The organism is Streptomyces puniciscabiei (genome assembly GCF_006715785.1).
In the GTDB taxonomy this organism is placed as follows: Bacteria; Actinomycetota; Actinomycetes; order Streptomycetales; family Streptomycetaceae; genus Streptomyces; species Streptomyces puniciscabiei.
Genome location: NZ_VFNX01000001.1, coordinates 3,536,063 through 3,561,177 on the forward strand (window position 1 = coordinate 3,536,063; position 25,115 = coordinate 3,561,177).

The 25,115-nt window shown below is 71.6% G+C and carries 24 protein-coding genes; 11 read left to right on the forward strand and 13 right to left on the reverse strand.

Translation table 11 applies throughout. The features are described 5' to 3' along the window. Positions 1 to 16: 16 nt before the first annotated feature. The 4 genes from FB563_RS16350 to FB563_RS16365 form a co-directional block, all read right to left on the reverse strand. Positions 17 to 865: a 1,4-dihydroxy-6-naphtoate synthase gene (locus FB563_RS16350; protein WP_055708593.1), complete on the reverse strand. Its 849-nt coding sequence runs from the start codon at positions 863 to 865 to the stop codon at positions 17 to 19. After that, complete coding sequence (locus tag FB563_RS16355) at positions 855 to 1,562, reverse strand: futalosine hydrolase (RefSeq protein WP_079048971.1); 708 nt, start codon at positions 1,560 to 1,562, stop codon at positions 855 to 857. The genes FB563_RS16350 and FB563_RS16355 overlap by 11 nt, the downstream gene beginning before the upstream one ends. An 11-nt stretch (positions 1,563 to 1,573) precedes the next feature. Continuing rightward, positions 1,574 to 2,050, reverse strand: coding sequence for a hypothetical protein (locus tag FB563_RS16360; RefSeq protein WP_055708592.1), 477 nt, complete (start codon positions 2,048 to 2,050; stop codon positions 1,574 to 1,576). Between the two features lie 159 nt (positions 2,051 to 2,209). Next, positions 2,210 to 3,616 carry an MFS transporter gene (locus tag FB563_RS16365; RefSeq protein ID WP_055708591.1) on the reverse strand — a complete coding sequence of 469 codons (1,407 nt, stop codon included), beginning with the start codon at positions 3,614 to 3,616 and terminating at the stop codon, positions 2,210 to 2,212. 278 nt (positions 3,617 to 3,894) lie between these two features. Here FB563_RS16365 and FB563_RS16370 point away from each other — a divergent pair, with 278 nt between their 5' ends. The 5 genes from FB563_RS16370 (at position 3,895) to FB563_RS16390 (ending at position 11,371) form a co-directional block, all read left to right on the forward strand. After that, complete coding sequence (locus FB563_RS16370) at positions 3,895 to 4,821, forward strand: DUF3027 domain-containing protein (RefSeq protein WP_055708590.1); 927 nt, start codon at positions 3,895 to 3,897, stop codon at positions 4,819 to 4,821. A 212-nt stretch (positions 4,822 to 5,033) separates the two neighbouring features. Next, positions 5,034 to 6,050: an esterase/lipase family protein gene (locus tag FB563_RS16375; RefSeq protein ID WP_055708589.1), complete on the forward strand. Its 1,017-nt coding sequence runs from the start codon at positions 5,034 to 5,036 to the stop codon at positions 6,048 to 6,050. Between the two features lie 204 nt (positions 6,051 to 6,254). Further along, positions 6,255 to 9,386 (forward strand): sacsin N-terminal ATP-binding-like domain-containing protein, encoded by a 3,132-nt coding sequence (locus FB563_RS16380; RefSeq protein ID WP_055708588.1) that lies wholly within the window; start codon positions 6,255 to 6,257, stop codon positions 9,384 to 9,386. A 146-nt stretch (positions 9,387 to 9,532) separates the two neighbouring features. Continuing rightward, entirely contained in the window at positions 9,533 to 10,399 is an 867-nt protein-coding gene (locus FB563_RS16385) for a hypothetical protein (RefSeq protein ID WP_055708587.1), read from the forward strand. A 129-nt stretch (positions 10,400 to 10,528) separates the two neighbouring features. Beyond that, positions 10,529 to 11,371 carry a hypothetical protein gene (locus FB563_RS16390; protein ID WP_055708586.1) on the forward strand — a complete coding sequence of 281 codons (843 nt, stop codon included), beginning with the start codon at positions 10,529 to 10,531 and terminating at the stop codon, positions 11,369 to 11,371. A gap of 7 nt (positions 11,372 to 11,378) precedes the next feature. On the opposite strand, the gene FB563_RS16395 is transcribed toward FB563_RS16390, so the two are convergent. After that, positions 11,379 to 13,775: an HAD-IC family P-type ATPase gene (locus FB563_RS16395; RefSeq protein ID WP_055708600.1), complete on the reverse strand. Its 2,397-nt coding sequence runs from the start codon at positions 13,773 to 13,775 to the stop codon at positions 11,379 to 11,381. Between the two features lie 75 nt (positions 13,776 to 13,850). After that, positions 13,851 to 14,117 (reverse strand): DUF2530 domain-containing protein, encoded by a 267-nt coding sequence (locus FB563_RS16400; RefSeq protein ID WP_055708585.1) that lies wholly within the window; start codon positions 14,115 to 14,117, stop codon positions 13,851 to 13,853. A gap of 172 nt (positions 14,118 to 14,289) precedes the next feature. Here FB563_RS16400 and FB563_RS16405 point away from each other — a divergent pair, with 172 nt between their 5' ends. Next, complete coding sequence (locus FB563_RS16405) at positions 14,290 to 15,741, forward strand: NCS2 family permease (RefSeq protein WP_055708599.1); 1,452 nt, start codon at positions 14,290 to 14,292, stop codon at positions 15,739 to 15,741. 19 nt (positions 15,742 to 15,760) lie between these two features. On the opposite strand, the gene FB563_RS16410 is transcribed toward FB563_RS16405, so the two are convergent. Further along, positions 15,761 to 15,943: a ribbon-helix-helix protein, CopG family gene (locus tag FB563_RS16410; RefSeq protein ID WP_055708598.1), complete on the reverse strand. Its 183-nt coding sequence runs from the start codon at positions 15,941 to 15,943 to the stop codon at positions 15,761 to 15,763. 154 nt (positions 15,944 to 16,097) lie between these two features. Between FB563_RS16410 and FB563_RS16415 the strand changes: the two genes are divergently transcribed. Both FB563_RS16415 and FB563_RS16420 read left to right on the forward strand, forming a co-directional pair. After that, positions 16,098 to 16,535 (forward strand): MarR family winged helix-turn-helix transcriptional regulator, encoded by a 438-nt coding sequence (locus FB563_RS16415; protein WP_055708584.1) that lies wholly within the window; start codon positions 16,098 to 16,100, stop codon positions 16,533 to 16,535. 27 nt (positions 16,536 to 16,562) lie between these two features. Continuing rightward, positions 16,563 to 17,909, forward strand: coding sequence for an MFS transporter (locus tag FB563_RS16420; protein WP_142218740.1), 1,347 nt, complete (start codon positions 16,563 to 16,565; stop codon positions 17,907 to 17,909). A gap of 67 nt (positions 17,910 to 17,976) precedes the next feature. Here FB563_RS16420 and FB563_RS16425 read toward each other — a convergent pair whose 3' ends face one another. Further along, entirely contained in the window at positions 17,977 to 18,492 is a 516-nt protein-coding gene (locus FB563_RS16425; protein ID WP_055708435.1) for a GNAT family N-acetyltransferase, read from the reverse strand. 39 nt (positions 18,493 to 18,531) lie between these two features. Here FB563_RS16425 and thpR point away from each other — a divergent pair, with 39 nt between their 5' ends. Next, entirely contained in the window at positions 18,532 to 19,104 is a 573-nt protein-coding gene (thpR, locus tag FB563_RS16430) for an RNA 2',3'-cyclic phosphodiesterase (protein WP_055708436.1), read from the forward strand. A gap of 180 nt (positions 19,105 to 19,284) precedes the next feature. Here thpR and FB563_RS16435 read toward each other — a convergent pair whose 3' ends face one another. From FB563_RS16435 to FB563_RS16450, 4 genes are all read right to left on the reverse strand, one after another. Next, the gene (locus FB563_RS16435) at positions 19,285 to 20,280 is read right to left on the reverse strand and encodes an aldo/keto reductase (RefSeq protein WP_055708437.1); all 996 of its coding nucleotides are present in this window, start codon (positions 20,278 to 20,280) and stop codon (positions 19,285 to 19,287) included. Between the two features lie 62 nt (positions 20,281 to 20,342). Next, positions 20,343 to 20,642 carry a putative quinol monooxygenase gene (locus tag FB563_RS16440; protein ID WP_055708438.1) on the reverse strand — a complete coding sequence of 100 codons (300 nt, stop codon included), beginning with the start codon at positions 20,640 to 20,642 and terminating at the stop codon, positions 20,343 to 20,345. Between the two features lie 27 nt (positions 20,643 to 20,669). Continuing rightward, on the reverse strand, positions 20,670 to 21,254 hold the full coding sequence (locus FB563_RS16445; protein WP_055708439.1) for a Uma2 family endonuclease: 585 nt from the start codon (positions 21,252 to 21,254) through the stop codon (positions 20,670 to 20,672). Between the two features lie 97 nt (positions 21,255 to 21,351). After that, on the reverse strand, positions 21,352 to 22,026 hold the full coding sequence (locus FB563_RS16450) for an SGNH/GDSL hydrolase family protein (protein WP_055708440.1): 675 nt from the start codon (positions 22,024 to 22,026) through the stop codon (positions 21,352 to 21,354). Positions 22,027 to 22,140: 114 nt separating this feature from the next. On the opposite strand from FB563_RS16450, the gene FB563_RS16455 reads away from it, so the two are divergent. After that, a complete protein-coding gene (locus FB563_RS16455; RefSeq protein ID WP_055708441.1) occupies positions 22,141 to 23,124 on the forward strand; it encodes a TolB-like translocation protein in 984 nt (327 codons plus the stop codon). Between the two features lie 223 nt (positions 23,125 to 23,347). Further along, a complete protein-coding gene (locus tag FB563_RS16460; RefSeq protein ID WP_142218741.1) occupies positions 23,348 to 23,899 on the forward strand; it encodes a DinB family protein in 552 nt (183 codons plus the stop codon). A gap of 94 nt (positions 23,900 to 23,993) precedes the next feature. On the opposite strand, the gene serC is transcribed toward FB563_RS16460, so the two are convergent. Then, positions 23,994 to 25,112, reverse strand: coding sequence for a phosphoserine transaminase (serC, locus tag FB563_RS16465; protein WP_055708405.1), 1,119 nt, complete (start codon positions 25,110 to 25,112; stop codon positions 23,994 to 23,996). Between the last annotated feature and the right edge of the window lie 3 nt (positions 25,113 to 25,115).

Sequence of the window (25,115 nt, forward strand, 5' to 3'; positions counted from 1 at the left end):
GTGTTCGCTGTCGGTGTCAGGGGAACGCGAGCGCATCGGGTCCGAGTGCCGGCAGCAGTCCTTCGGCCGCCGCACGTGTGAGCAGGCCGCGGATCGCCGCGTAGCCGGCCTCGCCGAGGTCGGCGGTGAACTCGTTGACGTACAGGCCGATGTGCTGGTCCGCCACGGCCGGGTCCATCTCCTGGGCGTGTGCCATGACGTACGGCCGGGACGCCTCGGGGTCGTCCCAGGCGGCCCGTACGGAGGCGCGGACGGCGTCGGCGAGCCGGGTCAGGGCTCCGGTGCCCAGGGAGCGCTTGGCGATGATCGCGCCGAGCGGAATCGGCAGTCCCGTCGTCCGCTCCCAGTGCTCGCCCATGTCGGCGAGCTTGTGCAGCCCGTAGTTCTGGTAGGTGAACCGGGCCTCGTGGATGACCAGACCGGCGTCCACCTTGCCGTCCCGCACGGCCGGCATGATCTCGTGGAACGGCATGACGACGATCTCGCCGACCCCGCCCGGCAGGGTGTCCGCCGCCCACAGGCGGAAGAGCAGGTACGCCGTCGACTTCTCGCTCGGCACCGCGACCGTACGGCCCGTCAGATCGGTACCGGGCTCCCGCGTGAGCACCAGCGGCCCGCAGCCCCGCCCCAGCGCGCCGCCGCACGGCAGCAGCGCGTACTCGCCGAGGACGTACGGCAGCACGGCGTACGACACCTTCAGCAGGTCGAACTCGCCGCGCTCGGCCATGCCGTTGGTGATGTCGATGTCGGCGAAGGTCACGTCCAGCGCGGGCGCGTCCGGGACGCGGCCGTGGGCGAGGGCGTCGAAGACGAAGGTGTCGTTGGGGCAGGGGGAGTACGCGATCCGCAAGGGCTCATTCGTCATGTGGGTTCCAACTCTCCAGTACGGGGGCGAGCTTCCCGAAGGCCTCGGTGAGCGCGCCGAGGGCGTCGCCGATGCGCCAGGCGGCCCGGTCGCGCGGGCCGACCGGGTTGGAGACCGCACGGATCTCCAGCACCGGTACCCCGTGCGCGGCGGCGGCCTCCGCCACCCCGAAGCCCTCCATGCCCTCGGCGAGGGCGCGCGGGTGCCGGGCGCGCAGGGCGGCGGCGCGGGCGGCGGTGCCGGTGACGGTGGAGACGGTGAGGATCGTGCCGGTGCGGGCACCGGTCGCCTCGGCGGCGGCGCGTACGACCGGCCCGGGCGGCCGGTGGGTGACGGTCCCGAAGCCCAGCTCGGTGACCGGCAGGAAGCCGTCGGCGGTCTCGGCGCCCAGGTCGGCGACGGTGATCGCGTCGGCGACGACGAGCGAGCCGACGGGTGCCCCGGGCTGGAAACCACCGCCGATCCCGGCGCAGACCACCAGGTCGTACGGGCTGCCCTCGAGGGCGGCGGCGGTCAGCGCGCCGGCGGCGGAGGCGGCGGCCAGGGCCGGACCGACCCCGGCGGCCAGCAGGTCACAGCCGGTCGCGGTACGGCACAGGAGCGCGCCGGGGAGCCGTACCTCGGTCACGGCCGGGGGAAACGCCCGTGCCACCGCGTCCCGCTCGACGGGGACCGCGGTGGCCACGAGGACGCGCACGGCAGCCGTGATCAGGCGGCCTTCTTCAGCTTGAACGACCACATGCCCTGGTTGGCCTTCGAGCCCATCCGGATCGTGACCGTGTTGGTGTCGCCCTGGGTGCCGTACTGCTGGTTGAAGAACGCGCTGCCCGGGATGGTGCGGTAGGTCTTCTTGCTGACGTCGGTGAACTGCTGGCCGTTCACCAGCAGGACCCAGCCGGCGTCGGCGATCTTCGGGTCGACGCCGAAGCGGACCGTCTCGTCCTGGTCCACCTTGATCGACTTGGCGTTGCCGACGTTCTTCACGCACGTCGCCAGCGACTTGGCGTCCAGCGCGTTGCCGTCGTTGTAGCACATGGCCTCGGAGTTGACCGAGCTGTCGCCGACGGTGACCGTCGCGACGGGCGTCGGCTTCTCACAGGCCGAGAGAAGGAGCAGTCCGGCGGAAACGGCGCCGGCGGCGGCGACGGCGCGGCGGCGTCGCACAGCGGATTGCAGCGTGGTCATGGCCGAAGGCTATCGGGCGCTCCGAGGCGTCCGCCCACGCGGGGTGCGGCGTGCCCGCTTCGTTACGCCAGCCGTGCCCCAGGGCCGGCAAACCGTGTCCGCTTCGTTATGCCGGAGCAGATCGGGCATGGTCGGTCCCCGTGGGCCGGGGCGGGCACGTCAGGCCACCCGGGGCCCCGGGCGGCCGCCGTGGCGGGCCGAGGCGAGCAGGCCCTTGAGCGTGGCCAGCCAGCCGACCGCCACGAACGCCGCGCCGATCAGCAGGCCGACGGTGCCGTTGAGCGGCAGCACGATGCCGACGGCCCCGCCGAACACCCACGCCATCTGCAGCAGCGTCTCCGAGCGGGCGAACGCCGAGGTGCGCACCAGCTCCGGCACGTCCCGCTGGATCAACGCGTCCAGGGCCAGCTTGGCCAGCGCCTGGCCGAACCCGGCGACGGCCGCGAGGCAGGCCACCAGGAACGCCCCGAAGAACAGGGCGGCCACGATCGCCGTCCCCAGCACCACCGCGACGACGGTCACGATGATGATCTCCGGCGCGCGCGAGCGCAGCCAGGCGCCGACGGCCGTACCCAGCGCGTTGCCCGCCCCGGCGGCGACCCCGACGATCCCGAGCGAGACCGCCGCGCTCTCGCCGGTCAGCGGGTGCTCGCGCAGCAGGAAGGCGAGGAAGAAGATCAGGAAGCCGGACAGGCAGCGCAGGGCGGCGTTGGCGCCGAGCGCGTGCGTGACGGCGGGGCCCACGGTCCGCAGCCCCGGCCGCCGCACCTGCGCCTTCCGGCGCTGCGGCCCGTGCAGATGCTGCTCGTCGGCCGCGAGCAGCGCCACGTCCTCGCCCTTGGCCGAGTCCACCTTGGGCGGCAGGGAGAACGACAGGAACGTTCCCGCCACGAAGATCACGAAGGCGCCGTACAGCGGCCAGGGATCGCCGACCCTGTGCAGCCCCGCCGCGACCGGCGCGGCCACACCGGTGGCCAGCAGCCCCGCAAGGGTGACCCGCGAGTTGGCCTTCACCAGCGAGAACCGGGGCGGCAGCAGCCGCGGTACGACCGCACTGCGCACCACCCCGTACGCCTTGGACGCGACCAGCACCCCCAGCGCGGCGGGATACAGCTCCAGGCTGCCGCTCGCCACGGCGCCCGAGATGACCAGCGCGAGCAGGGCGCGGGCCAGCATGGCCCCGGCCATCGCGGCGCGCCGGCCGTGCGGCAGCCGGTCGAGGAGCGGGCCGATGACCGGGGCGAGGACGGTGAACGGCGCCATCGTGATGGCGAGGTAGAGCGCGACCCGCCCACGGGCCTCGTCGGTCGGCACGGAGAAGAACACCGTGGAGGCGAGCGCCACGGTGATCATCACGTCACCTGCGCCGTTGACGGCGTGCAGCTCGATCAGCTTGCCGAGCCCCGACTCGCCCGCCCCGTGCGCGTGCGTGGCCTTGCGGATCCCGCGTGCGGCACCGGTGACCGGGAGGTTCAGGGCACGCCCGACGGAACGGACGGCGCCACCGACCCGGCTCGCACCGCCACCCCGAACACCACGCCTGTCCGCGGTCGCCACGTGCTTCATAGTGCCCCGAGAAGCGGGCGGATAGTGCGGTACGGCACGGAAGAGACCGGCCGGCGGGCGGGAAGAGACGGGCGGGCGGCCGCGAAAGAAAGCCGCGTGGCGGCGAGGAATCTCGTTCGGTGTAGCGTGCGTGTCTCAGCCATAACGCAGAATGGATGGCAGAGGTGCGCCCAGCGCGCGGATGCAGACGTCGATGCGGTCCTCCGGTCCGCTCCGTCGGCAGCCCCGCCGTCAGGCAGCCGCACTCGACGAGACGGCGTAGGAGAGAAGCGATACCTGTGAGCGCAGCGACAACGCGAAGCCGCACCCCCGACCGCCTGTGCGCCGAGGCGGTCGACCTCGCCCGCGCCGCCGCCGAGGAGGCCGCCGCCCCCGGTGTGGTCGGAGAACACGTCGGTCTCGTCTCCGAGGGCGACCGCGTTGTCACGCACTTCTTCGAGTGCAAGGAGCTGGGCTACCGCGGCTGGCGCTGGGCGGCGACCGTGGCCCGCGCCTCCCGCGCCAAGATCGTCACGCTCGACGAGGTGGTCCTCCTCCCCGGCCCCGACGCCCTGCTCGCCCCCGAGTGGGTTCCCTGGAGCGAGCGGCTGCGCCCCGGCGACCTCGGCCCCGGCGACCTGCTCCCCACCGACCAGGACGACCTGCGCCTGGAGCCCGGCTACACCGGCGAGGAGGAGCCGCCGCCGAACTCGGTGGTCTCGCAGGAGATGGCGGAGCTGGCGGAGGCGGAGGACGCCGACGTCACCCCGGGAGCCCCTGCCGTCCAGCCCACGGCGCCCTCCCGTGGCTCGATCGCCTCGGTGGCGGAGGAACTGGGCATGCGCCGCGCCCGCGTCCTGTCCCGCTACGGCCTGCACGTCGCCGCGGACCGCTGGGAGGAGTCGTACGGCCCGAAGACCGCGATGGCCCAGGCGGCCCCGGCCACCTGTATGAGCTGCGGCTTCCTGACCCCCATCGGCGGCTCGCTCGGCCAGGCCTTCGGTGTCTGCGCCAACGAGTTCTCCCCGGCCGACGGCCGTGTGGTCTCCCTCTCCTACGGCTGCGGCGGCCACTCGGAGGCGGCGGTCATGCCCAAGCCCCCGCAGCCGGCCCCGCCGGTCATCGACGAGACCCGGGTGGACCCCTTCCCCCTCCGCCCCGCCCGCGACTCGGGCTCGGTCCCGGAGACCGGCGACGAGGAGACGGCGGAACTGGGCCACTCCTGAGGGCCCTGCGGCCGTGCTCCAACGGGAGCCCGGCGCAGCCAAGTTGTTCTCCGCCGGGCAACCGCGCGAGACGGCTGCGGCCCGCCGCCGACCGGATGAAACCCGCTGCTCCATAAGGGGTGCCGCGCCCCGTCGTGGAACCCCGCGGGAACCCCGCTCCTTGACCATCGCCGGGTCGGCATTCGGCCGGCCGCGAGGCGAGGAGTGGCCCGATGGCGGATCGGTGGGTTTCCCGAAGGCGGTCGAACCGACGGCCCGGGAACCGGCGGTGCGGCAGGTGGGCCGCCGTCTGTGCGGGGCTCGCCCTGGCACTCGGCGCGGGGCAGGGCGCGGCGGCCGCGGCGGGCGATCCCGCGCCCCCGGCACCGAAGGGGAACATCCTCTCCGTCCCCCTGGCGGGGCTCGGCGGGCTCGTCCACCCGGACGCGCCGCCGCCCGGCGCCGACGACTGGAGCTGCAGGCCCACGCGTGAGCATCCGCGCCCGGTCGTCCTGCTGCACGGGACCTGGGCGAACGCCTACGACGACTGGGGACTGATGTCCCCGTACCTCAAGTGGCTGGGCTACTGCGTCTTCGCCGCCGAGTACGGCGGGGCGCCCGGCAACCCGGTCAAGGCCACCGCGCACGTCCCGGACTCGGCTCGGCAGATCGCGGACTACGTCGACCGCGTGCTGAAGGCCACCGGTGCCCACCAGGTCGACCTCGTCGGGCACTCCCAGGGCGGCGGCCTGACGCCCCGCTGGTATCTGCGCTTCGACGGCGGCACGGATCCCGGGCATCCGGAACGGAACAAGGTGCACAGCCTCATCGGCCTGGCGCCGTCCAACCACGGCACGACCGGCTCCGGCCTCGGCACCCTGACCACGAAGCTGGGCCTCGACCCGGCCGTGTCCCTCCTCGCCGGACAGGCGTACTCGGACCAGATGGTCGGCTCCGAGGTGAACACGACACTGGACCGGGACGGCGACACCCGGCCAGGGGTCGCCTACACCGTCATCGCCACCGGACTGGACGAGGTCGTCACCCCCTACACCCGCCAGTTCCTGACCGCGGGACCGGGCGCGACCGTCAAGAACATCACGATCCAGGACATCTGCCGCGAGGACGCCTCCGAGCACCTCTCGATCGCCTACGACGCCAACGCCGCCCAACTCGTCCGCAACGCCCTCGATCCCGCCCACGCGGAACCCGTCCGCTGCGGCGTCTCCCTGCCCGTCCTCGGCGGCTGACCGGGGTCCGTCGCCCGGCCGCCCGGTTCCCCGTCACACGAACGAACCCCCGTACGTCCCCCGGCCGATACGTCTCTGCGGCTGCGTCTCCTTCCTCGCCGTTCACCCGACCGACCCGCGGTCGCTCCACCGCCGCCCACCTGTCGAAGTTGCGGTCCTCCCACGGCGCGGTACCTTCAGTCGTCGTCGACGAGGAGAGGGAACGTGAGCAGCAAGTACGTGCGGCCGGCGGCCGAGGGTGCCGATCCCTTCGGGACGGCCCGGCTGCGCCGTGGTGTCCTCGACGCCTGGGCCACCAGCCCCGCCCGGTTCCGGGAGGACGCCAACGCCGAGGAGGACCTGGTCCTCGGCGGCTACCGGGACCGGCTCGTGGTCGAGCTGGCCCAGAACGCCGCCGACGCCGCCGCGCGGGCCGGGACACCCGGCCGACTGTGGCTCACCCTCCACGGCGGGGTCCTCGTCGCCGCCAACACCGGTGCCCCGCTGGACGCGGCCGGAGTCGAGTCGCTGTCCACGCTGCGCGCCTCCGCCAAGCGGGACGCCGAGACCACCCAGGGGGCCGTCGGGCGGTTCGGGGTGGGGTTCGCCGCCGTCCTCGCGGTGACCGACGAACCCGCGATCGTGGGCCGGCACGGTGGCGTGCGGTGGTCACTCGGCGAGGCGCGGGAGCTGGCCGGTGAGATCGCCCGGCACAGCCCGGGCCTCGGGGACGAGGTCCGGCGCCGGGACGGGCATGTGCCGCTGCTCCGGCTGCCGCTCGCCGCCGAGGGCACCGCCCCGGACCCGTACGACACCGCCGTCATCCTGCCCCTCAGGGACGCGGCCGCCGCCGATCTCGCCGAGCGGCTGCTGAACGCCGTCGACGACGCGCTGCTCCTCGCCCTGCCGGGCCTGGCGGAGGTGGTGATCGAGGTCAACGGCGAACAGCCGCGCACGCTGCGGCGCCGCAGCGAGGGCGCCGTCGTCGTCGTGGAGGACTCGCGGGAGGGGACCACGCGGTGGCGTACCGCCTCCGCCCATGGGCCACTCACCCCGGACCTGCTGGCCGACCGGCCGGTGGAGGAGCGGCTGCGGCCCCACTGGTCGGTGACCTGGGCCGTACCGGAGGACGGCCGGGGGCGGCCCGTCCGGCCCCGGACCACGCCCGTCGTGCACGCCCCCACTCCGAGCGACGAACCCCTCGGCGTGCCCGCCCTCCTCATCGCCTCCTTCCCCCTCGACACCACCCGGCGGCACACGGCCCCCGGCCCGCTCACCGACTTCCTGGTGCAGCGCGCCGCCGACCTCTACGCCGAACTGCTCGCCGACTGGCGGCCGGTGACGGACGGCGTCATCGACCTCGTCCCGGGACCGCTCGGCAAGGGCGAGCTGGACGGCGCGCTGCGGCAGGCCGTGCTGGAGCGGCTGCCCCGGACGGCCTTCCTGCCGCCCGCCGTGCAGCCCGTGGACCACGACACCGACCTCCCCGAGGCCCTGCGGCCCCGGGACGCCGAGGTCGTGGAGGGCGCCGGGGCGGACACCGTACGGGTGCTCGCCGAGGTGCTGCCCACGCTGCTGCCCGCCGGTCTGGAGCGGCGCGTCGAGCTGCGCACCCTCGGCGTCGCCCGGCTGCGGCTCGCCGACGCCATCGACCGGCTCGCCGGTCTGGAGAAGGACCCCGGCTGGTGGTGGCGGCTCTACGACAGTCTGGCCGGGGTGGACCCGGACCGGCTGTCCGGGCTTCCGGTGCCGCTCGCCGACGGGCGCACCACCATCGGCCCCCGGCAGGTGCTCCTCCCCACCCCGGACGCCGCCCGGATCGACGCGGACGTCCTCGGCCGGCTCGGGCTGAAGGTGGCCCACGAGGATGCCGCGCACCCGCTGCTGGAGAAGCTGGGCGCGCTGCCCGCCACCCCGCGCGCGGTGCTCACCACCCCGCAGGTGCGGGCCGCCGTGGCCGCCTCGCTGGAGGACGAGGGGATCGGCTGGGAGGAGGACGCGCCGGACGCCGAGGAACTGGCCGACACCGTCCTGGCGTTGGTCCGGGACGCGGGCCTGGAGCCCGGCGACGAGCCCTGGCTGGGCGCCCTCGCCCTGCCCGACGAGGACGGGGAACCGGCCCCCGCGGGCGAACTCGTCCTCCCCGGCAGCCCGTTCGCGCGCGTGATCCGCGAGGGCGAACTGGCCGCCGTGGACCACGACCTGGCCGAGAAGTGGGGCGAGCAGCCGCTGACCGCCTGTGGCGTGCTCGCGAACTTCGCGCTGGTCCGCGCCACCGACGTGGTCCTCGACCCGGATGAACTGGAACCCCGGGAGGGCGACTTCGCCGAGCCCGACGACGCCGGGCTGCTCGACGCGGTCGACGTGTGGTGCGAGGACATCCTCGACCGCTTCCCGGACAGCCCGGTGCCCCCGGTCGCCACCGAGCTGGTCGCCGTGCGCGATCTGGACCTGGTGGATGACGACCACTGGCCGGAGGCCCTGGCCCTGCTCGCGCAGCCCCCGCTGCGGGACGCCCTCACCCAGCCCGTCCGCATCCTGCTGCACGACGGCACGCACGAGGTCGTACGGCCGTACACCGCGTGGTGGCTGCGCGGACACCCCGTGCTCGACGGGCGCCGGCCCGCCGGTCTCCTCGCCGCCGGCGGGGACCCGCTGCTCGGCGGCCTGTACGACGAGGCCGACGCGACCGGGTTCGAGGACGAGCAGGTGCTGCGGGCCCTGGGCGTACGGACCTCCGTCGCGGCCCTGCTGGACGAGCCGGGCGGCGCCGCCGAGCTGCTGGACCGGCTCGCCGACCCCGAGCGCCCGGTCACCTCGGCCCAACTGCACGGGCTGTACGGGGCGTTGGCGGAGCTGGACCCCGAGCAGGTGACCCTGCCGGACGAGCTGCGGGCCGTGGTCGACGGCCGGGTGGAGGTGGTGGACGCGGCCGAGGCGGTCGTGGTCGACTCGCCCGACCTGCTCCCGTTCACCTCCGGGGTGCCGCTGCTGCCCGTCCGGCCGGCCCGGTCCGCCGAGCTGGCGGAGCTGTTCCAGGTGCGGCGGCTGAGCGAGTCCGTCACCGGTGAGGTGCACTCCGAGGGAACCGAGCACGAGGTGCCGGGCCCGGTGCGGGTGCTGCTCGGACCGCGGACGCCCGAGACCTATGTCGAGCACGAGGAACTGGTCGTGGACGGCGTGGAGATCGACTGGCGGCTCACCGACGACGGGGTGCTGCACGCGGCCACACTGGAGGGCGTCGCGGCGGGGCTGGCCTGGGCGGCCGGTCAGTGGCCGCGGCGCTTCGAGGTGGCGGCCCTGCTGGAGGACCCCTCGCGGACGGAGGAGCTGGCCAGGGACCGCTGGTTCGACTGACCCCGCGATCCGCTCGGCCGCGCGAGGCACACGCCTCCGCAACCCTCTTGCTAAAAAATTCAACTTCCGTACAACCGTTCCCCTGCGTGTCAGGTCTGACCAGCGAGTCACCAGACTCACCGATCACTCTGCACGCAGGGGAACACATGCGTATTCGTGCCACCGTGGCCGCCGTCTCCGGCGCCCTGGCCCTCTCCGCCTTCGTCGTGCCGGCCGCCCAGGCCGCCGGCTCGGCCCCGTCGTACCAGACGGCGGCCGCGAAGGCGCTCCACGCCTCCGGCGTGTCCGCGTTCAGCACGGCCGAGGGCGCGGACCTCGGTGTGACCTTCTCGAACCTCAAGATCGGCTCGGCGATCAAGGTCGGTACGACCAACCACGTCTCCGCCACGGTCTCCTACAAGCTGACCCACGGCGCGAACTACGACGTCTCGTCGGACGACTTCGCCACCGGCCCCTTCCTCTACAAGGGTTCCTCGCCCCGCACCGCGAGCAACGTCCTGTTCGGCGACGCCCCGGCCAAGTGCACCGCCACCTCGTCGACGACCGCCAACTGCACGGGCCTGATCGACATCTACCCCGCCGACGACGAGCTGCTCAACTCCGACGCGGGCACCTGGAACGCCGGCGCGCTGGCGCTGCAGTACAGCACCGGGGACAGCTCCGTGCAGGGCGGCCTGGGCACCACCAAGGTCCAGCGCTACTCCAGGCTGACGGTCAACGCGGGCCCCGAGCCGGTCGCCAAGGGCAAGACCCTCACGGTCACCGGCAAGCTCTCCCGGGCCAACTGGGAGGACCACCAGTACCACGGCTACACCAAGCAGCCGGTCAAGCTGCAGTTCCGCAAGTACGGCACCAGCACGTACAGCACCGTCAAGACGGTGTACACGGACTCGTACGGCAACCTGAAGACCACCACCACCGCCGGCTACGACGGCTACTGGCGCTTCTCCTTCGCGGGCACCACGACCACCCCGGCGGTCAACGCCACGGGTGACTTCGTCGACGTGAAGTAATGGATCAGTAAGCCCGGGACAAATCCGGTCCGCGGGGGCAACGGCCGTACAACCAGCGGCATCCCCCGCGGATCTGATCGCGTGAGTCGACCGACTCCACGATCACTTCTCCCTCCAGGGGAAACGCACATGCGCATACGTGCCACCGTGGCCGCCGTCTCCGGCGCCCTGGCCCTCACCGCCCTCGCAGTCCCGGCCGCGCAGGCCACCACCGACTCGGGCACCCCGTACACGCTGAACGCGAGCTTCTCGAACGTCTCGATCGCCAAGGCGATCAAGGTCGGCACCACCAACGAGGTCAGCGTCTCGTACTCGTACACGCTGACGCACGGCTCGGACGTGAACATCACCGCGAGCGACTTCTACACGGACGCCTTCCTCTACCACGGCACCTACAGCGACACCGCCCCCGAGCTGTACGGCGACAACCCGGCGACCTGCACCGCCACCTCCGCGACGACGGCCACCTGCAAGGGCTCCGTCAACATCTACCCGGCCAACTCCTCCTCCGAGGGCGGCCTGCTGAACTCCTGGGCCGGCGGCTGGAGCGTGGCCGCCGAGGCCGTCGCCTTCAACGGCCAGGACCAGCAGAACCCCGACATGAGCAAGGTCGGCTACAAGGACCAGAGCGGCCTGGGCACCACCCTGGTCCAGCGCTACTCCAAGCTGACGACCACCGTCAGCTCGACGTCCGTCTACAAGGGCAAGACGTTCACGGTGTCGGGCAAGCTGTCCCGGGCCAACTGGGAGGACCACCAGTACCACGGCTACACCGGCCAGCCGGTCCAGCTCCAGTTCCGCAAGGCGGGCACCAGCACCTACACCACGGTCAAGACGGTGAACACCGACTCCTACGGCAACCTGAAGACCACGGCCACCGCGAACTACAGCGGCTACTGGCGCTACAGCTTCGCCGGCACGTCGACGACCCCGGCGGTCAGCGCGACGGGTGTGTACGTGGGCGTGAAGTAGGCCCCGCCTAGTCGGGAAAGCGGCGGTCGACCCACTTCCAGATCCATTCCAGGGCGGCCGCCGCCACCGCCGCGATGCCGACGGCGGTCCACGGCATCGTGACCCCCACCAGCTTCAACGCGAAGAACCCCTGCAGCGCCGGGACGGCCAGGACCAGCAGGAACGCCACTGCCATCGCGGCCACCAGGGCCAGGCGCCACCAGGTGTAGGGGCGGGCGATGATCGCCAGGATCCACATGGAGACCAGGAACAGGGTCAGGGTGGCCGCGCTGGTCTCCGCGTCCAGCTCGCCGGGCCCGGTGTAGTAGTCGCGGGCGATCAGGTACGTCACGAAGGTCGCCACCCCCGCCACCACGCCGCCCGGGACCGAGTACCGCATGACCCTGCGCACGAAGTGCGGTTTCGCCCGCTCCCTGTTGGGCGCCAGGGCCAGGAAGAACGCCGGGACGCCGATGGTCAGGGTGGACAGCAGGGTCAGATGCCGGGGCAGGAACGGATACTCCACCTGCCCGCACACCACCAGGACGGCCAGCAGCACCGAGTAGACGGTCTTCACCAGGAAGAGCGTCGCGACCCGCGTGATGTTGCCGATCACCCGGCGGCCCTCGCCGACCACCGACGGCAGACCGGCGAAGCTGTTGTCCAGCAGCACGATCTGCGCCACCGCCCGCGTCGCCTCCGAGCCGGAGCCCATGGCGACCCCGATGTCGGCGTCCTTCAGGGCGAGCACGTCGTTCACGCCGTCGCCGGTCATCGCGACCATGTGCCCGTGCGACTGCAGCGCCCCGACCATGTCCCGCTTCTGCCGCGGGGTGACCCGCCCGAAGACCGTCCCCCGGTCCAGCGCCCGCGCCATCCCCGCCCGGTCGCCGGGCAGGTGCCGCGCGTCCAGCGTCTGCCCCTCCAGGCCCAGCTTGGCGGCGACCGCGCCGACCGAGACCGCGTTGTCGCCGGAGATGACCTTGGCGCGGACGTTCTGGTCCGCGAAGTAGCGCAGGGTGTCGGCGGCGTCCGGGCGCAGCCGCTGCTCCAGGACGACGAGGGCGGTGGGGCGGGCCCCGAGGGCCGGCTCGGCGTCGTCCAGATCGCGGCTCGCCCGGGTCAGCAGCAGCACCCGCAGACCCTGCTCGTTGAGGCGCTCGGTTTCGGCCAGGGCCGGGTCGCCGTCGGCGAGGAGGACATCGGGAGCGCCCAGCAGCCACGTGCTGATCTCGCCGTCCGCCTCGCTGAACGCGGCCCCGCTGTACTTGCGGGCCGAGGAGAAGGGCAGCGACTCCACGCAGCGCCAGTCCTCGCTGTCCGGGTAGGCGTCGATGATCGCCTTCAGGGAGGCGTTGGGGCGCGGGTCGGACTCGCCGAGGGCGCCGAGCACCTTGCGCACGTGATCCTCGTCGGCCCCGCCGAGCGGCCGTAGCTCGGTGACGTCCATGCCCCCCTCGGTGAGCGTGCCGGTCTTGTCCAGGCAGACGGTGTCGACGCGGGCCAGCCCCTCGATCGCCGGCAGCTCCTGCACCAGGCACTGCTTGCGGCCGAGCCGGATGACCCCGATGGCGAACGCGACCGAGGTGAGCAGGACCAGCCCCTCGGGGACCATCGGGACGATGCCGCCGACCGTGCGGGCGATGGAGTCCTTGACGTCGTTGCTCTGGACGACGAGCTGGGTGATGACGAGTCCGACGGCCGCCGGGACCATCATCCAGGTGACGTACTTGAGGATCGTGGAGATGCCGGTGCGCAGCTCGGAGTGGACCAGGGTGAAGCGGGAGGCCTCGTCGGCGAGCTGGGCGGCATAGGCCTCGCGGCCGACCCTGGTCGCCTGGAAGGCGCCGCCGCCCGCGACGACGAAGCTGCCGGACATGACCGCGTCGCCGGGGCGTTTGACGACGGGGTCGGCCTCGCCGGTGAGCAGCGACTCGTCGATCTCCAGCCCGTCGGCCTCGACGCAGACCCCGTCCACCACGACCTTGTCCCCGGGTCCGATCTCCAGCAGGTCGTCGAGGACGATCTCATGGGTGGCGACCTCGACGGCCGTCCCGTCCCTGCGTACCGTCGGCCGGGCCTCTCCGACGACCGCGAGCGAGTCGAGGGTCTGCTTGGCCCGCCACTCCTGGACGATGCCGATGCCGGTGTTGGCGAGGATCACGAAGCCGAACAGGCTGTCCTGGATCGGCGCCACGAACAGCGTGATCAGCCAGAGCACGCCGATGATCGCGTTGAACCGGGTGAAGACGTTCGCCCGGACGATCTCGCCCAGCGAGCGGCTGCTGCGCACCGGTACGTCGTTGACCGATCCGCGGGTGACGCGTTCCGCGACCTCGGCACCGGTCAGCCCTGCCGACCTGGTCATCGGGAGGGCGACGGGATGCACGGGGTCGAGCTCCGCGCCCGCGTCTATGTGGGTCATGTCATCGACGGTACGTGCGGATGCGCCCACCCGCCCGCTTTCCGTCCGTGGCCTTTCCGCCCGCGGCCGCCGCGGCTATCGGGCCGACGTCGACTCCGGCTCGGCCGCCCGCTTGATCGCCGCGTCCCGCTTGCGGACGTACCAGATGCCGATCAGCCCCAGCCCGCCCCCGGCCAGGCAGGTCCACAGCCACCACAGGTGCCCGTGGTCCTCGAACCAGCCGTAGAAGGGCAGCTGGACGAGGAAGAGGACGAACCAGACGATCGTGCCGCCGGTGATGGTGGCGACCACGGGGCCCTCCAGGGGCTCGGGCGCCTCGTGCTTGGGGGTCCACTTGGCCATGGGGCACAGCTTACGAGGCGACCGCTTGCCTACCGCTTTCCGATCGTTCTACGCGCGGAGATAGCGTTCTCGGACTCATACGTTCATACTGAAACCGTTTGTCTGTGTCCACTTCTGCTCGTATGAAACTCCAACAGGGCTCGGGGGAACCCCGTTGGTGATGGAGACCCGCATGTCCACCTCGGCTCCCGCCAAGGTCCCCACCCCCGAAATTCCCGGCGGTGCGCCCGCCCAGGGCCCCCTCGACCGCTACTTCAGGATCTCCGAGCGCGGCAGCTCCGTCGCCCGCGAGATCCGTGGTGGTTTCGCCACCTTCTTTGCGATGGCGTACATCATCGTGCTGAATCCGATCATCCTCGGCAGCGCGAAGGACATGTACGGGCACCACCTGGACAACGGCCAGCTTGTGACGGCGACCGCGCTGACGGCCGCGTTCACCACGCTGCTGATGGGCGTCATCGGCAACGTCCCGATCGCGCTCGCCGCCGGCCTCGGCGTGAACTCGGTCGTCGCGCTCCAGCTGGCGCCCCGGATGTCCTGGCCGGACGCGATGGGCATGGTCGTCCTGGCCGGGTTCGTCGTCATGCTGCTGGTCGCCACGGGGCTGCGCGAGCGCGTGATGAACGCCGTGCCGTTCGGGCTGCGCAAGGCGATCTCGATCGGCATCGGCCTGTTCATCATGCTGATCGGCCTGGTCGACTCCGGTTTCATCACGCGGATGCCGGACGCCGCCCAGACCACCGTCCCGGTCCAGCTCGGCACCGGCGGCCATCTGCACGGCTGGCCGGTGCTGGTCTTCATCCTCGGCGTGCTGCTCACCTTCGCGCTGATCGTCCGCAAGGTGCCGGGCGCCATCCTGATCTCGATCGTCGGCATGACCGTCCTCGCGGTGATCCTCAACGCGGTCACCACGATCCCGTCCTGGGGCCTGACCGTCCCGAAATGGCCGGGCAACCCGGTCGCCACCCCCGACTTCGGCCTGGTCGGCCACGTCAGCCTGTTCGGCGGCTTCTCCAAGGTCGGCGTGCTGACCGGCGTCCTCTTCGTCTTCACGGTCCTGCTGTCGTGCTTCTTCGACGCGATGGGCACGATCATGGGCGTCAGTGACGAGGCCAAGCTGACCGACGCCGAGGGCTACATGCCGGGCATCAACAAGGTCCTCTTCATCGACGGCCTCGCGGTCGCGGCGGGCGGCGCCAGCTCCTCCTCGGCCACCACCGCGTTCGTGGAGTCCACGGCCGGCGTCGGCGAGGGCGCCCGCACGGGCCTCGCGAACGTCGTCACGGGCGGTCTGTTCGCCGTGGCGCTGTTCCTCACCCCGGTCGCCACGATGGTCCCGTCCCAGGCGGCGACCCCGGCGCTGATCGCGGTCGGCTTCCTGATCCTGTCGAACTCGATCAAGGAGATCGACTGGGCGGACTACACCATCGCGATCCCGGCGTTCGTGACGATGCTGATGATGCCGTTCACCTACTCGATCACCAACGGCATCGGCATGGGCTTCATCACCTTCACGGTGCTGCGCCTGGCCGCCGGCCGGTTCCGGGAGATCCCGGCCGCGATGTACGTCGTCTCGGCGGTCTTCGCCTTCTACTACCTGATGCCGGCCCTGGGCCTTACCTGAGCCCCGGCGCACCACGGCGTCAATTGACGCCGTAGAACCTCTCCGTCTCCTCGACGGCGGCCTGGAACCGCTCGTCGAAGTCGTCCCGGATGAGCGTGCGGACCACATAGTCCTGCACGCTCATTCCTCTTTTCGCCGCGTGGTGCCGGAGCCTTTCGAGCAGCTCCCCGTCTATCCGCAGGCTGAGCACGGTGGTCCCCATGCCTACGAGGGTCGCCACACCGGGCCACCCCGTGCGTCACTTTCCGGCACGGACTCACTCATATGAGTGATCGAAGCTTCAGTGGCGGGTATCACGGGCATTCGGGCGTGTCGGTGGTGGTCCTTAGCGAGAGTAATGAGTTACTCTAAGGAACATGCCGGACCTCACCCATGGCGACGACGCTGCCGCCGTGAACGCCCTCCGCTCCGCCGTGATGCGGTTGTCCCGTCGGCTCAAGCACCAGCGGGTCGACGAGTCGCTGAGCCCCACCGAGATGTCGGTGCTCGGCACCCTCGCCCGCTGCGGCTCGGCCACCCCGGGCGAGCTCGCCCGCAAGGAGCACGTCCAGCCGCCGTCGATGACCCGCATCGTCGCGCTGCTCGAGGCCAAGGGGCTGGTCCGGCTGGAGCCGCACCCCGAGGACCGGCGCCAGAAGGTCGTCACCCAGACCGAGCAGGCCGAGGCGATGCTCGAGGAGAGCCGCCGCAAGCGCAACGCGTTCCTGGCCGGCCTGGTCGAGGGCCTCGACGAGGACGAGTGGGCCAAGCTGCGCGCCGCCGCCCCCGTGCTGGAGAAGCTCGCACACCTGTAAGCCGTTTCAAGGAGGAGGCGAACCCTTTTGAGTACGGGACCCGGAAAAGATTCCGCCCCCGCACCGACCACCCCCACTACCCCCACCGCCCGCAAGGGCTCGATGTTCAGCTCGCTGAAGATCCGGAACTACCGCCTCTTCTTCGTCGGCCAGGTCGTCTCCAACACCGGCACCTGGATGCAGCGCATAGCCCAGGACTGGCTCGTCCTCAGCCTCACGGGCTCCTCCGCGGCCGTCGGCATCACGACGGCCCTGCAGTTCCTGCCGATGCTCCTCTTCGGCCTCTACGGCGGAGTCCTGGTCGACCGCCTCCCCAAGCGCCCGACGCTGCTGGTCACACAGACCGCCATGGCCGTGACGGGCCTGGCGCTCGCCTTTCTCACGCTCACCGGCCACGTCCAGGTCTGGCACGTCTACGTCGCCGCCTTCGCCGTCGGCCTCGCCACGGTGCTCGACAACCCGGCCCGCCAGTCCTTCGTCTCCGAGATGGTCGGCCCCGATCAGCTGCAGAACGCGGTCAGTCTGAACTCGGCGAACTTCCAGTCCGCCCGCCTGGTCGGCCCCGCCGTCGCCGGTCTGATGATCACCGGCGTGGGCACCGGCTGGGCGTTCCTCGCCAACGGCCTGTCCTTCGTCGCGCCCATCACCGGCCTGCTGCTGATGCGCGCCCGCGAACTGCACGTCGTCCGGCGTGCGCCGCGCGGGAAGGGCCAGCTGCGCGAAGGCCTGCGGTACGTGGCCGGCCGCCCGGAGCTGATCTGGCCGATCGTCCTCGTCGGCTTCATCGGCACCTTCGGCTTCAACTTCCCGGTGTGGCTGTCGGCCTACGCGAACGGCGTCTTCCACTCCGGCGCCGGCGCCTACAGCCTCTTCAACACCCTGATGGCCGTCGGCTCCCTGTGCGGCGCCCTGCTGGCCGCCCGCCGCGGCACGGCCCGGCTGCGCGTCCTGATCGCCGCCGCGCTGGCCTTCGGCGCGCTGGAGGTGGTGGCCGCGCTGGCCCCGTCGTACTGGCTGTTCGCGCTGCTCATGGTCCCGATCGGGGTCTGCGGCCTGACGGTCAACGTCACCGCGAACACCGCCGTGCAGATGGCGACCGACCCGGCCATGCGCGGCCGGGTGATGTCCCTGTTCATGATGGTGTTCATGGGCGGCACGCCGCTGGGCGCGCCGGTCGTCGGCTGGATAACCGACACGTACGGCCCCCGGGTCGGCTTCGCCCTCGGCGGTGTCATCTCCGCCGCGGCGGCTGCGGGTATCGGCCTGGTCCTGGCCCGCATCGGCGGACTGCGGGTGGCGGTGGGCTGGCACCACGGCCACCCCCGGCTCCGCTTCGTCCCGCGGGAGCGGGAGGAGCTGACGACGGCCGCGTAGCACTCGGAGAGAGGTCCGGTGCCGGGCGCGGTGGACCGCTCGCGTGGTCCCCCGCGCCCTCAGGCCGCTACAGCACCCGCCGGGCCAGCACCTGCCCCGGCCACTTGTCCTCGCCGACCGTGAAACGCTCGGTGCGGGTGAACCCCTGGCTCTCGTAGTACGCGACCAGCTTGCCGTCGTCGCCCGCGTAGCAGTCCACCCGCAGCAGCGAGATCCCGGCCCGCCGGGTCTCCTCGGCCGCGTGCGCGAGCAGCGCGGCACCGGCACCGAGGCCCTTGAAACGGCGGTCGGTGGCGAAGAGGTGGATGTACCGCTCGGGCTCGTCGGCGGGCTCCAGGTACGAGCCGGGGCGCTCGCTGAGCGTGAGGGTGGCCGCCGGGGCGCCGTCCACCTCGGCCAGGTACGGGGTGCCCGCGGCGGTGTACTGGTGCACCAGTTCCACGGCTCGCTCGTTCGTCGACCAGGGCTCGGTGCCCCACTGCCCGGTCCGGCCCTGTGAGACCAGCCACTCCACGGCGCTGTCGAGCATGCCGAGGATCAGGGGAGCGTCGTCCGGGCCGCCGGTGCGTATGGTGATCGTCATGGGTTCATCATGCCGATCCGCGTCTGCGAAGGTGACGTCATGAGACTCTTCGCCGCGGTGCTCCCGCCGGAGCGCGTCGTACACGAACTCGCCGTCGAGGTCGCCAAGTTGAAGGAACTGCCCGGCGCGGAGCGGCTGCGCTGGACGGGCCGCCCGGGCTGGCACTTCACCCTCGCCTTCTACGGCGAGGTCGCCGACGACCTCGTACCGGACCTGTCGGACCGCCTGGCCCGCGCGGCCCACCGTACGGCGCCCTTCGACCTGGCCCTGGTCGGCGGCGGCCAGTTCGGGCACGGCAAGGTCCTGTGGACCGGCGCCCACGGCGAGGTGGAGGCGCTGCGGCTGCTGGCCGACCGGGCGGAGTCGGCGGCGCGGAGAGCGGGCGTGCCGATGGGGGAGCACCGCCGGTACACGGCCCACCTGACGGTGGCGCGGGGCCGGGACTCGGTGGACGTACGGCCGTATGTCGAGCTGCTCCGTGAGTTCACCAGCCGGACCTGGACGGTGAACGAGCTGGTGCTGGTGCGGAGCAATCTGCCGCGCTCGGGAGTGGCGGGGGAGCAGCCGCGGTACGAGGCGGTTGCCCGCTGGGCGTTCGGCGGCGTTGGTTAGGCTCGGGTATGTGGACCCGAAAACCCGGAACCGGATCATGGCCGGTGTGCTTGTGCTGATGTTCGTGGTGGTGGCTGTCTCGGCGGCCATGAGGTAGGAGGACCGGGGAACTGCGGCCGGCTTTTCGGCTGCGGGCCGGGTGTGGCCGGTCGCGCAGTTCCCCGCGCCCCTACGGGGCCCCTACCAGGCGAAGGCCTCCGGGGACGGGCCCGTCCCCGGGAAGATCTCGTCCAGGCCCGCCAGCAGCTCCTCGCTCAGCTCCAGCTCCGAAGCCCTGATCGCGGACTGAAGCTGCTCGGCCGTACGCGGACCGACGATGGGCCCGGTCACACCCGGCCGGGTGAGCAGCCAGGCCAGGGCCACCTCGCCGGCTTCCAGGCCGTGCTTGTCGACCAGGTCCTCGTACGCCTGGATCTGGGCGCGGGCGGCCGGGTCCTTGAGGGTGTCGGCGGCCCGGCCGGTGGCTCGGCGCCCGCCCTGGACCTCCTTCTTGATGATCCCGCCGAGCAGACCGCCGTGCAGCGGCGACCAGGGGATGACCCCGAGGCCGTAGTCCTGCGCGGCCGGGATGACCTCCATCTCGGCGCGCCGCTCGGCGAGGTTGTAGAGGCACTGCTCGCTGACCAGGCCGATGGTGCCGCCGCGGCGGGCGGCGATCTCGTTGGCCTGGGCGATCTTGTAGCCGGGGAAGTTGGAGGAGCCGACGTAGAGGATCTTGCCCTGCTGGACCAGGGTGTCGATGGCCTGCCAGATCTCCTCGAACGGCGTGCTGCGGTCGATGTGGTGGAACTGGTAGAGGTCGATGTAGTCGGTCTGCAGCCGCTTCAGGCTGGCGTCCACGGCGCGGCGGATGTTCAGCGCGGAGAGCTTGTCGTGGTTGGGCCAGGCGGCCTCGCCGTCGGGGGCCATGTTGGCGTAGACCTTGGTGGCCAGGACGACCTTGTCGCGGCGGTCGCCGCCCTTGGCGAACCAGTTGCCGATGATCGTCTCGGTACGGCCCTTGTTCTCGCCCCAGCCGTACACGTTTGCGGTGTCGAAGAAGTTGATGCCCGCGTCCAGCGCCGCGTCCATGATGGCGTGGCTGTCGGCCTCTTCGGTGTGCGGCCCGAAGTTCATCGTCCCGAGGACGAGTCGGCTGACCTTGAGTCCCGTGCGTCCAAGCTGCGTGTACTTCATGGTCCTCAAGCCAACGGCTTGAAGTGCGCTCGAAGCAAGGGCTTTCGGCGGGGTGTTCCGGCTCAGAGACCGAGCCCGCCCGCGATGGCCAGTTCCTGCTTGGTGAACTCGCCCGTGAGCAAGGGCATGGCCTTCCCGATCGCCGCCCGCGCCTGAGGCAGTTCCAGGGAGGCGTCGTGGTGCTCCTTGCTCCGCCAGACCTCGGTCACCCAGATCGTCACGTCGTCATCGTCGGCGAGCCCCACGACATAGGCGTCGCATCCGGCCGCGCGGAGGCCCTCGGCGGCACCGAGGAGGATGGCCACGACCTCGTCGCGGGAGCCGGGAGTTGTCTTCATGGAGGCGATGCAGCCGTAGGTCATGGGCGGCACTCTGCCATGGAGGGAGTGTCAGTCGCGGGGGAACTCGTCGGTCTTGAGGGTGAGGCCCAGAGCGGTGGTGGTCATGTCGACGTCCGTGCCGAAGGTGACCGTCAGTTCGCTGACATAGTCGCCGTCCTTCGGCTGGGTGTAGAGGTGGCACTTGCCCTGATAGGGGTCGGCGATGAGGTAGACCGGGACCTCGGCGGTGGCGTAGGCCGTCTTCTTCGGGCCGTAGTCGTTGTGTGCCGTGCCCCTTGAGATGACCTCCGCGACGAATTCGACGTCGTCACAGAGCCAGAGGCCCCTGGGCGTCTTCTCGGCGCCCTCGGCCACGAGCGTGACGTCGGATGCGAAGCCGTTGAGGTGGCCCGGATAGTCCACACGGACGTCCGACTTGACGCGGTTGCGTGGGTACTTGGTGCGCAACTGCTCGAAAATGCCGGCGATGATCTCCCAGTGAGTGTCCCGCTGCGGCGTCATATGGATGTTGCCCCCGACGATCTCGACCTTGTATCCCTCGGGGGTGATTCGCCCAAGCGACTCGAACAGCTTGTCCAGAGTCAGCTCGCCGCTCTCCTCGGCCATCTCGATCCTGTCTTCAAGGACGGTCATCGTGCCGTTCCTCCCCGGCTGCCCCACGCACCGGTGCAGCCGCGCAGTTCAACGATACGCACCGTGACCAGGAGAGGCCGGAAATCAGTCAACCTGTTCAGGCCGCGTACGCCCGTCCGACCCCCCACGCCTCCCACATCGCCCCCGCGAAGGCCCCCGCGATCCGGTGCTCGCCACTGGCGTTGGGATGCGTGCCGTCGTAGGTGTCGGAGTGGATGTCGTACCCCTCCGGCCGCGAGGCCAGCAGGACCGGCGACCGGGGCTCGTCCAGGTCGGCGACCGTCTTAGCCAGCAGGACGTTGAAGAGGTCCACCTGCGCGGCGAAGGGCGCGTCGGCCTCGGCCCGTATGTTCGGGATCACCGGCAGCAGCACCATGCGGATGCGCGGCCGGGCCTGGCGGGCACTCGCGACGAAGGCCCGCACGTTCTCCGCCGTCTGCTCGGGGTTGGTGTAGAAGCCCAGGTCGATCAGGCCGAGGGAGACCAGCAGCACGTCCGCCCGGTGCTCCCGTACCGCGTCGCCGATGAGCGGAGCCATGTGCAGCCAGCCCTCGCCCCAGCCGGCCAGGTGGCGGCGGGGGAAGTCGGGGTCGGCGTAGGCGTGGGACGTGGGCGCGTCGGTCGCCTTGTCGTAGAGCTCCTCGCGCGGGCCGACGAAGGTGAACGGGCCGTCGTACGTGTCGCGCAGATGCCGCCACAGCCGGTAGCGCCATGTGTGCTCGCCGGCGCTCCCGATCGTCATGGAGTCACCTACGGGCATGAACCTGAGCATCCGCTCATGATGGACGATCACGGCCGCCGGTGGGATGTGAGGCCCACCACGTCCGGCGAGCCCCGTCGGGCGGGCGCCCGGTGAACGCCCGGAGGGAGTGGCAGTCTTGGGGGCATGCGTCGATCGTCCGCCGTCCTCGCCGGGTTGCTGCTCGCCGGCGCCTGCGCGCTGCCCGCCTCCGCCGCCGGGAGCGCGGGCGGGGACGGCGACAACGGCTTCACCATCAAGGACCCGAGGATCGCCGAGTCCAGCGGGCTCGCCGCCTCCCGCCTCCACCCCGGCATCTACTGGACGCACAACGACAGCGGCGACGGGCCGTACGTCTACGCCGTGGACAGCCGGACCGGGAGGACCGTCGCCCGGATCACCCTGCGCGGCATCGGCGCCCCGCGCGACGTCGAGGCCATCTCCATCGGGCCGCACAACGAGATCTACCTGGGCGACATCGGCGACAACCTGGGCGGCACGTGGCCGTACGTGTGGATCTACCGGCTGCCCGAGCCGAAGGAGCTGAGGGACCAGACGGTCACCGCCACCCAGTACGTCGTGAAGTACGCGAACGGACCGCGCGACGCCGAGTCGCTGATCGTCCACCCGAAGACCGGGCGGGTCTACATCATCGACAAGAAGGAGGACGGCGGGCACCTGTACGAGGGCCCGGCCACCCTGTCCGCCTCCGGCACGAACGTCTTCCGGCCGATCGCCCCCGTCGACCTCTGGGCCACGGACGCGGCCTTCTCGCCGGACGGGCGGCAGCTCGCCGTACGCGGCTACCTGGGCGGGATCTACTACGACTGGAACGGCGGCCGGATCAAGCGCGAGGGTCAGCTCGACGTGCCCCTGCAGGGACAGGGGGAGGGCGTCTCGTACTCCGTGGACGGGACCAAGCTGCTGTACAGCAGTGAGGGGGCGGACAGCGAGGTCGTGGCGAAGGACGCGCCGGACCGGCCGGCCTCCGAGTCGCCGTCGCCGCACGGTGGTTCTGTCACGGCCGGGGGTGCGAGCGGTGGCGGTGGCAGTGGTCTGAAGGTCGGTGCGGCCGTCGCCGCCGGGCTGGCCGCCCTGTTCGGGTTGCGGTGGCTGCGGCGGCGGGGCTGACGAGGTCATTCGTCCTTGGTGAAGCAGGTCGTCGTCATGTCTCCATGGAGGCACCGCGGGCCGCGCCGCACAAGTGCGGGCCGTCCGTGCCTCGGCACCGGGGTGGAGCGGGGCCGGTGGCGGCGGTGGGGGCGGGACCGGCCCGTCTCGTCCGTGAGCTTCGGGTTCGGGGTGCGCCCGCCGCGAGTTCCGGGGACGGCCGTCCACCGACCATGATGTGGGCATGAAGATTCCCGACCGGCGGATCGAACTGTTCACCGGCACCGGCAGCGAGCAGCGGTTCAGCGGCCCCGCGACCGGTGACGAGCGGAACATGCTCGTGGCCGTGCTGGACGCCCAGCGTGCCACCCTGAAGCTGAAGTGCTCCGGTCTGGGGCCCGAGTTGGCCCGGCGGTCCGTGTCCCCGTCCTCGCTCTCCCTGCTCGGCCTCGTCCGGCACCTCGCCGACGTGGAACGCCGCTGGTTCCGGGCCGTGCTCGCCGGACAGGAGGTCGAGCTGCGCTTCTCCTCCACGGACGCCCCCGAGGGCGACTTCGACGGCGCCGATCCCGATCCCGGGGTCGTCGCGGAGTCCTGGGCGGCCTGGCACGACGAGGTGGCCTTCGCGGAGGCCTTCGTCGCCGAGGCGGCGCACCTCGACATCGAGGGCCACGACGCCTGGCGGGGGACCGTCTCCCTGCGCTGGGTGCTCGTCCACATGATCGAGGAGTACGCCCGGCACAACGGACACGCCGACCTGCTCCGCGAACGCATCGACGGCGCGGTCGGGGTGTGACCGGGCGCGCGCTGCCCGCACGGGCCCCGGACGCCGCAAGGGCGCCCCGCGGAACGTGCTCCGCAAGGCGCCCTTCACCGTCGTACCCGGGAGGTCAGAGCCTCTCGATCACGTAGTCCACGCACTTCGTCAGCGCCTCGACGTCCACCGGGTCGATCGCCGGGAACATCGCGATGCGCAGCTGGTTGCGGCCGAGCTTGCGGTACGGCTCGGTGTCGACGATGCCGTTGGCGCGCAGCACCTTGGCGACGGCGGCCGCGTCGATCTCCTCGGAGAAGTCGATCGTGCCGATGACCTGCGAGCGCTTGGCCGGGTCGGTGACGAACGGGGTGGCGTACTTGGACTCCTCCGCCCAGGAGTACAGGCGGGTCGAGGAGTCCTTGGTACGCGCCGTGGACCAGGCCAGGCCGCCCTGGCCGTTGAGCCACTCCAGCTGCTGGTTGAGGAGGAACAGGGTGGCGAGGGCCGGGGTGTTGTACGTCTGGTTCTTGCGGGAGTTGTCGATCGCCGTGGGGAGCGAGAAGAACTCCGGGACGTGGCGGCCGGAGGCGTGGACGCGCTCGGCGCGCTCGATGGCGGCCGGGGAGAAGACGCCGATCCACAGGCCGCCGTCGGAGGCGAAGGACTTCTGCGGGGCGAAGTAGTAGACGTCGGTCTCGGCGACGTCGACCGGGAGGCCGCCGGCGCCGCTCGTCGCGTCCACGAGGACGAGGGAACCGGAGTCCGCGCCCGAGACCCGCTTGATGGGCATCGCGACGCCCGTCGAGGTCTCGTTGTGGGTGAAGGCGTAGACGTCGACGCCCGCCTCCGCCTGCGCCTCGGGGTGGGTGCCGGGGTCGGCGGAGATGACGGTGGGCTCGGCCAGCCAGGGGGCCAGCTTGGCGGCCTTGGCGAACTTGGAGGAGAACTCGCCGAAGCTCAGGTGCTGGGACTTGTTCTCGATCAGGCCGTGGGTGGCGATGTCCCAGAAGGCGGTCGAGCCGCCGTTGCCGAGGATCACCTCGTAGCCCTCGGGGAGGGAGAACAGCTCGGAGATGCCCTCGCGGACCTTGCCGACCAGGTTCTTGACGGGCGCCTGGCGGTGGGAGGTGCCCATCAGGGACGTACCGGTCGCGGCGAGGGCGTCCAGCGCCTCTGTGCGCACCTTGGAGGGGCCCGCGCCGAAACGTCCGTCGGCGGGCTTGATGTCAGCGGGAATCTGGATGTCGGCCACGAG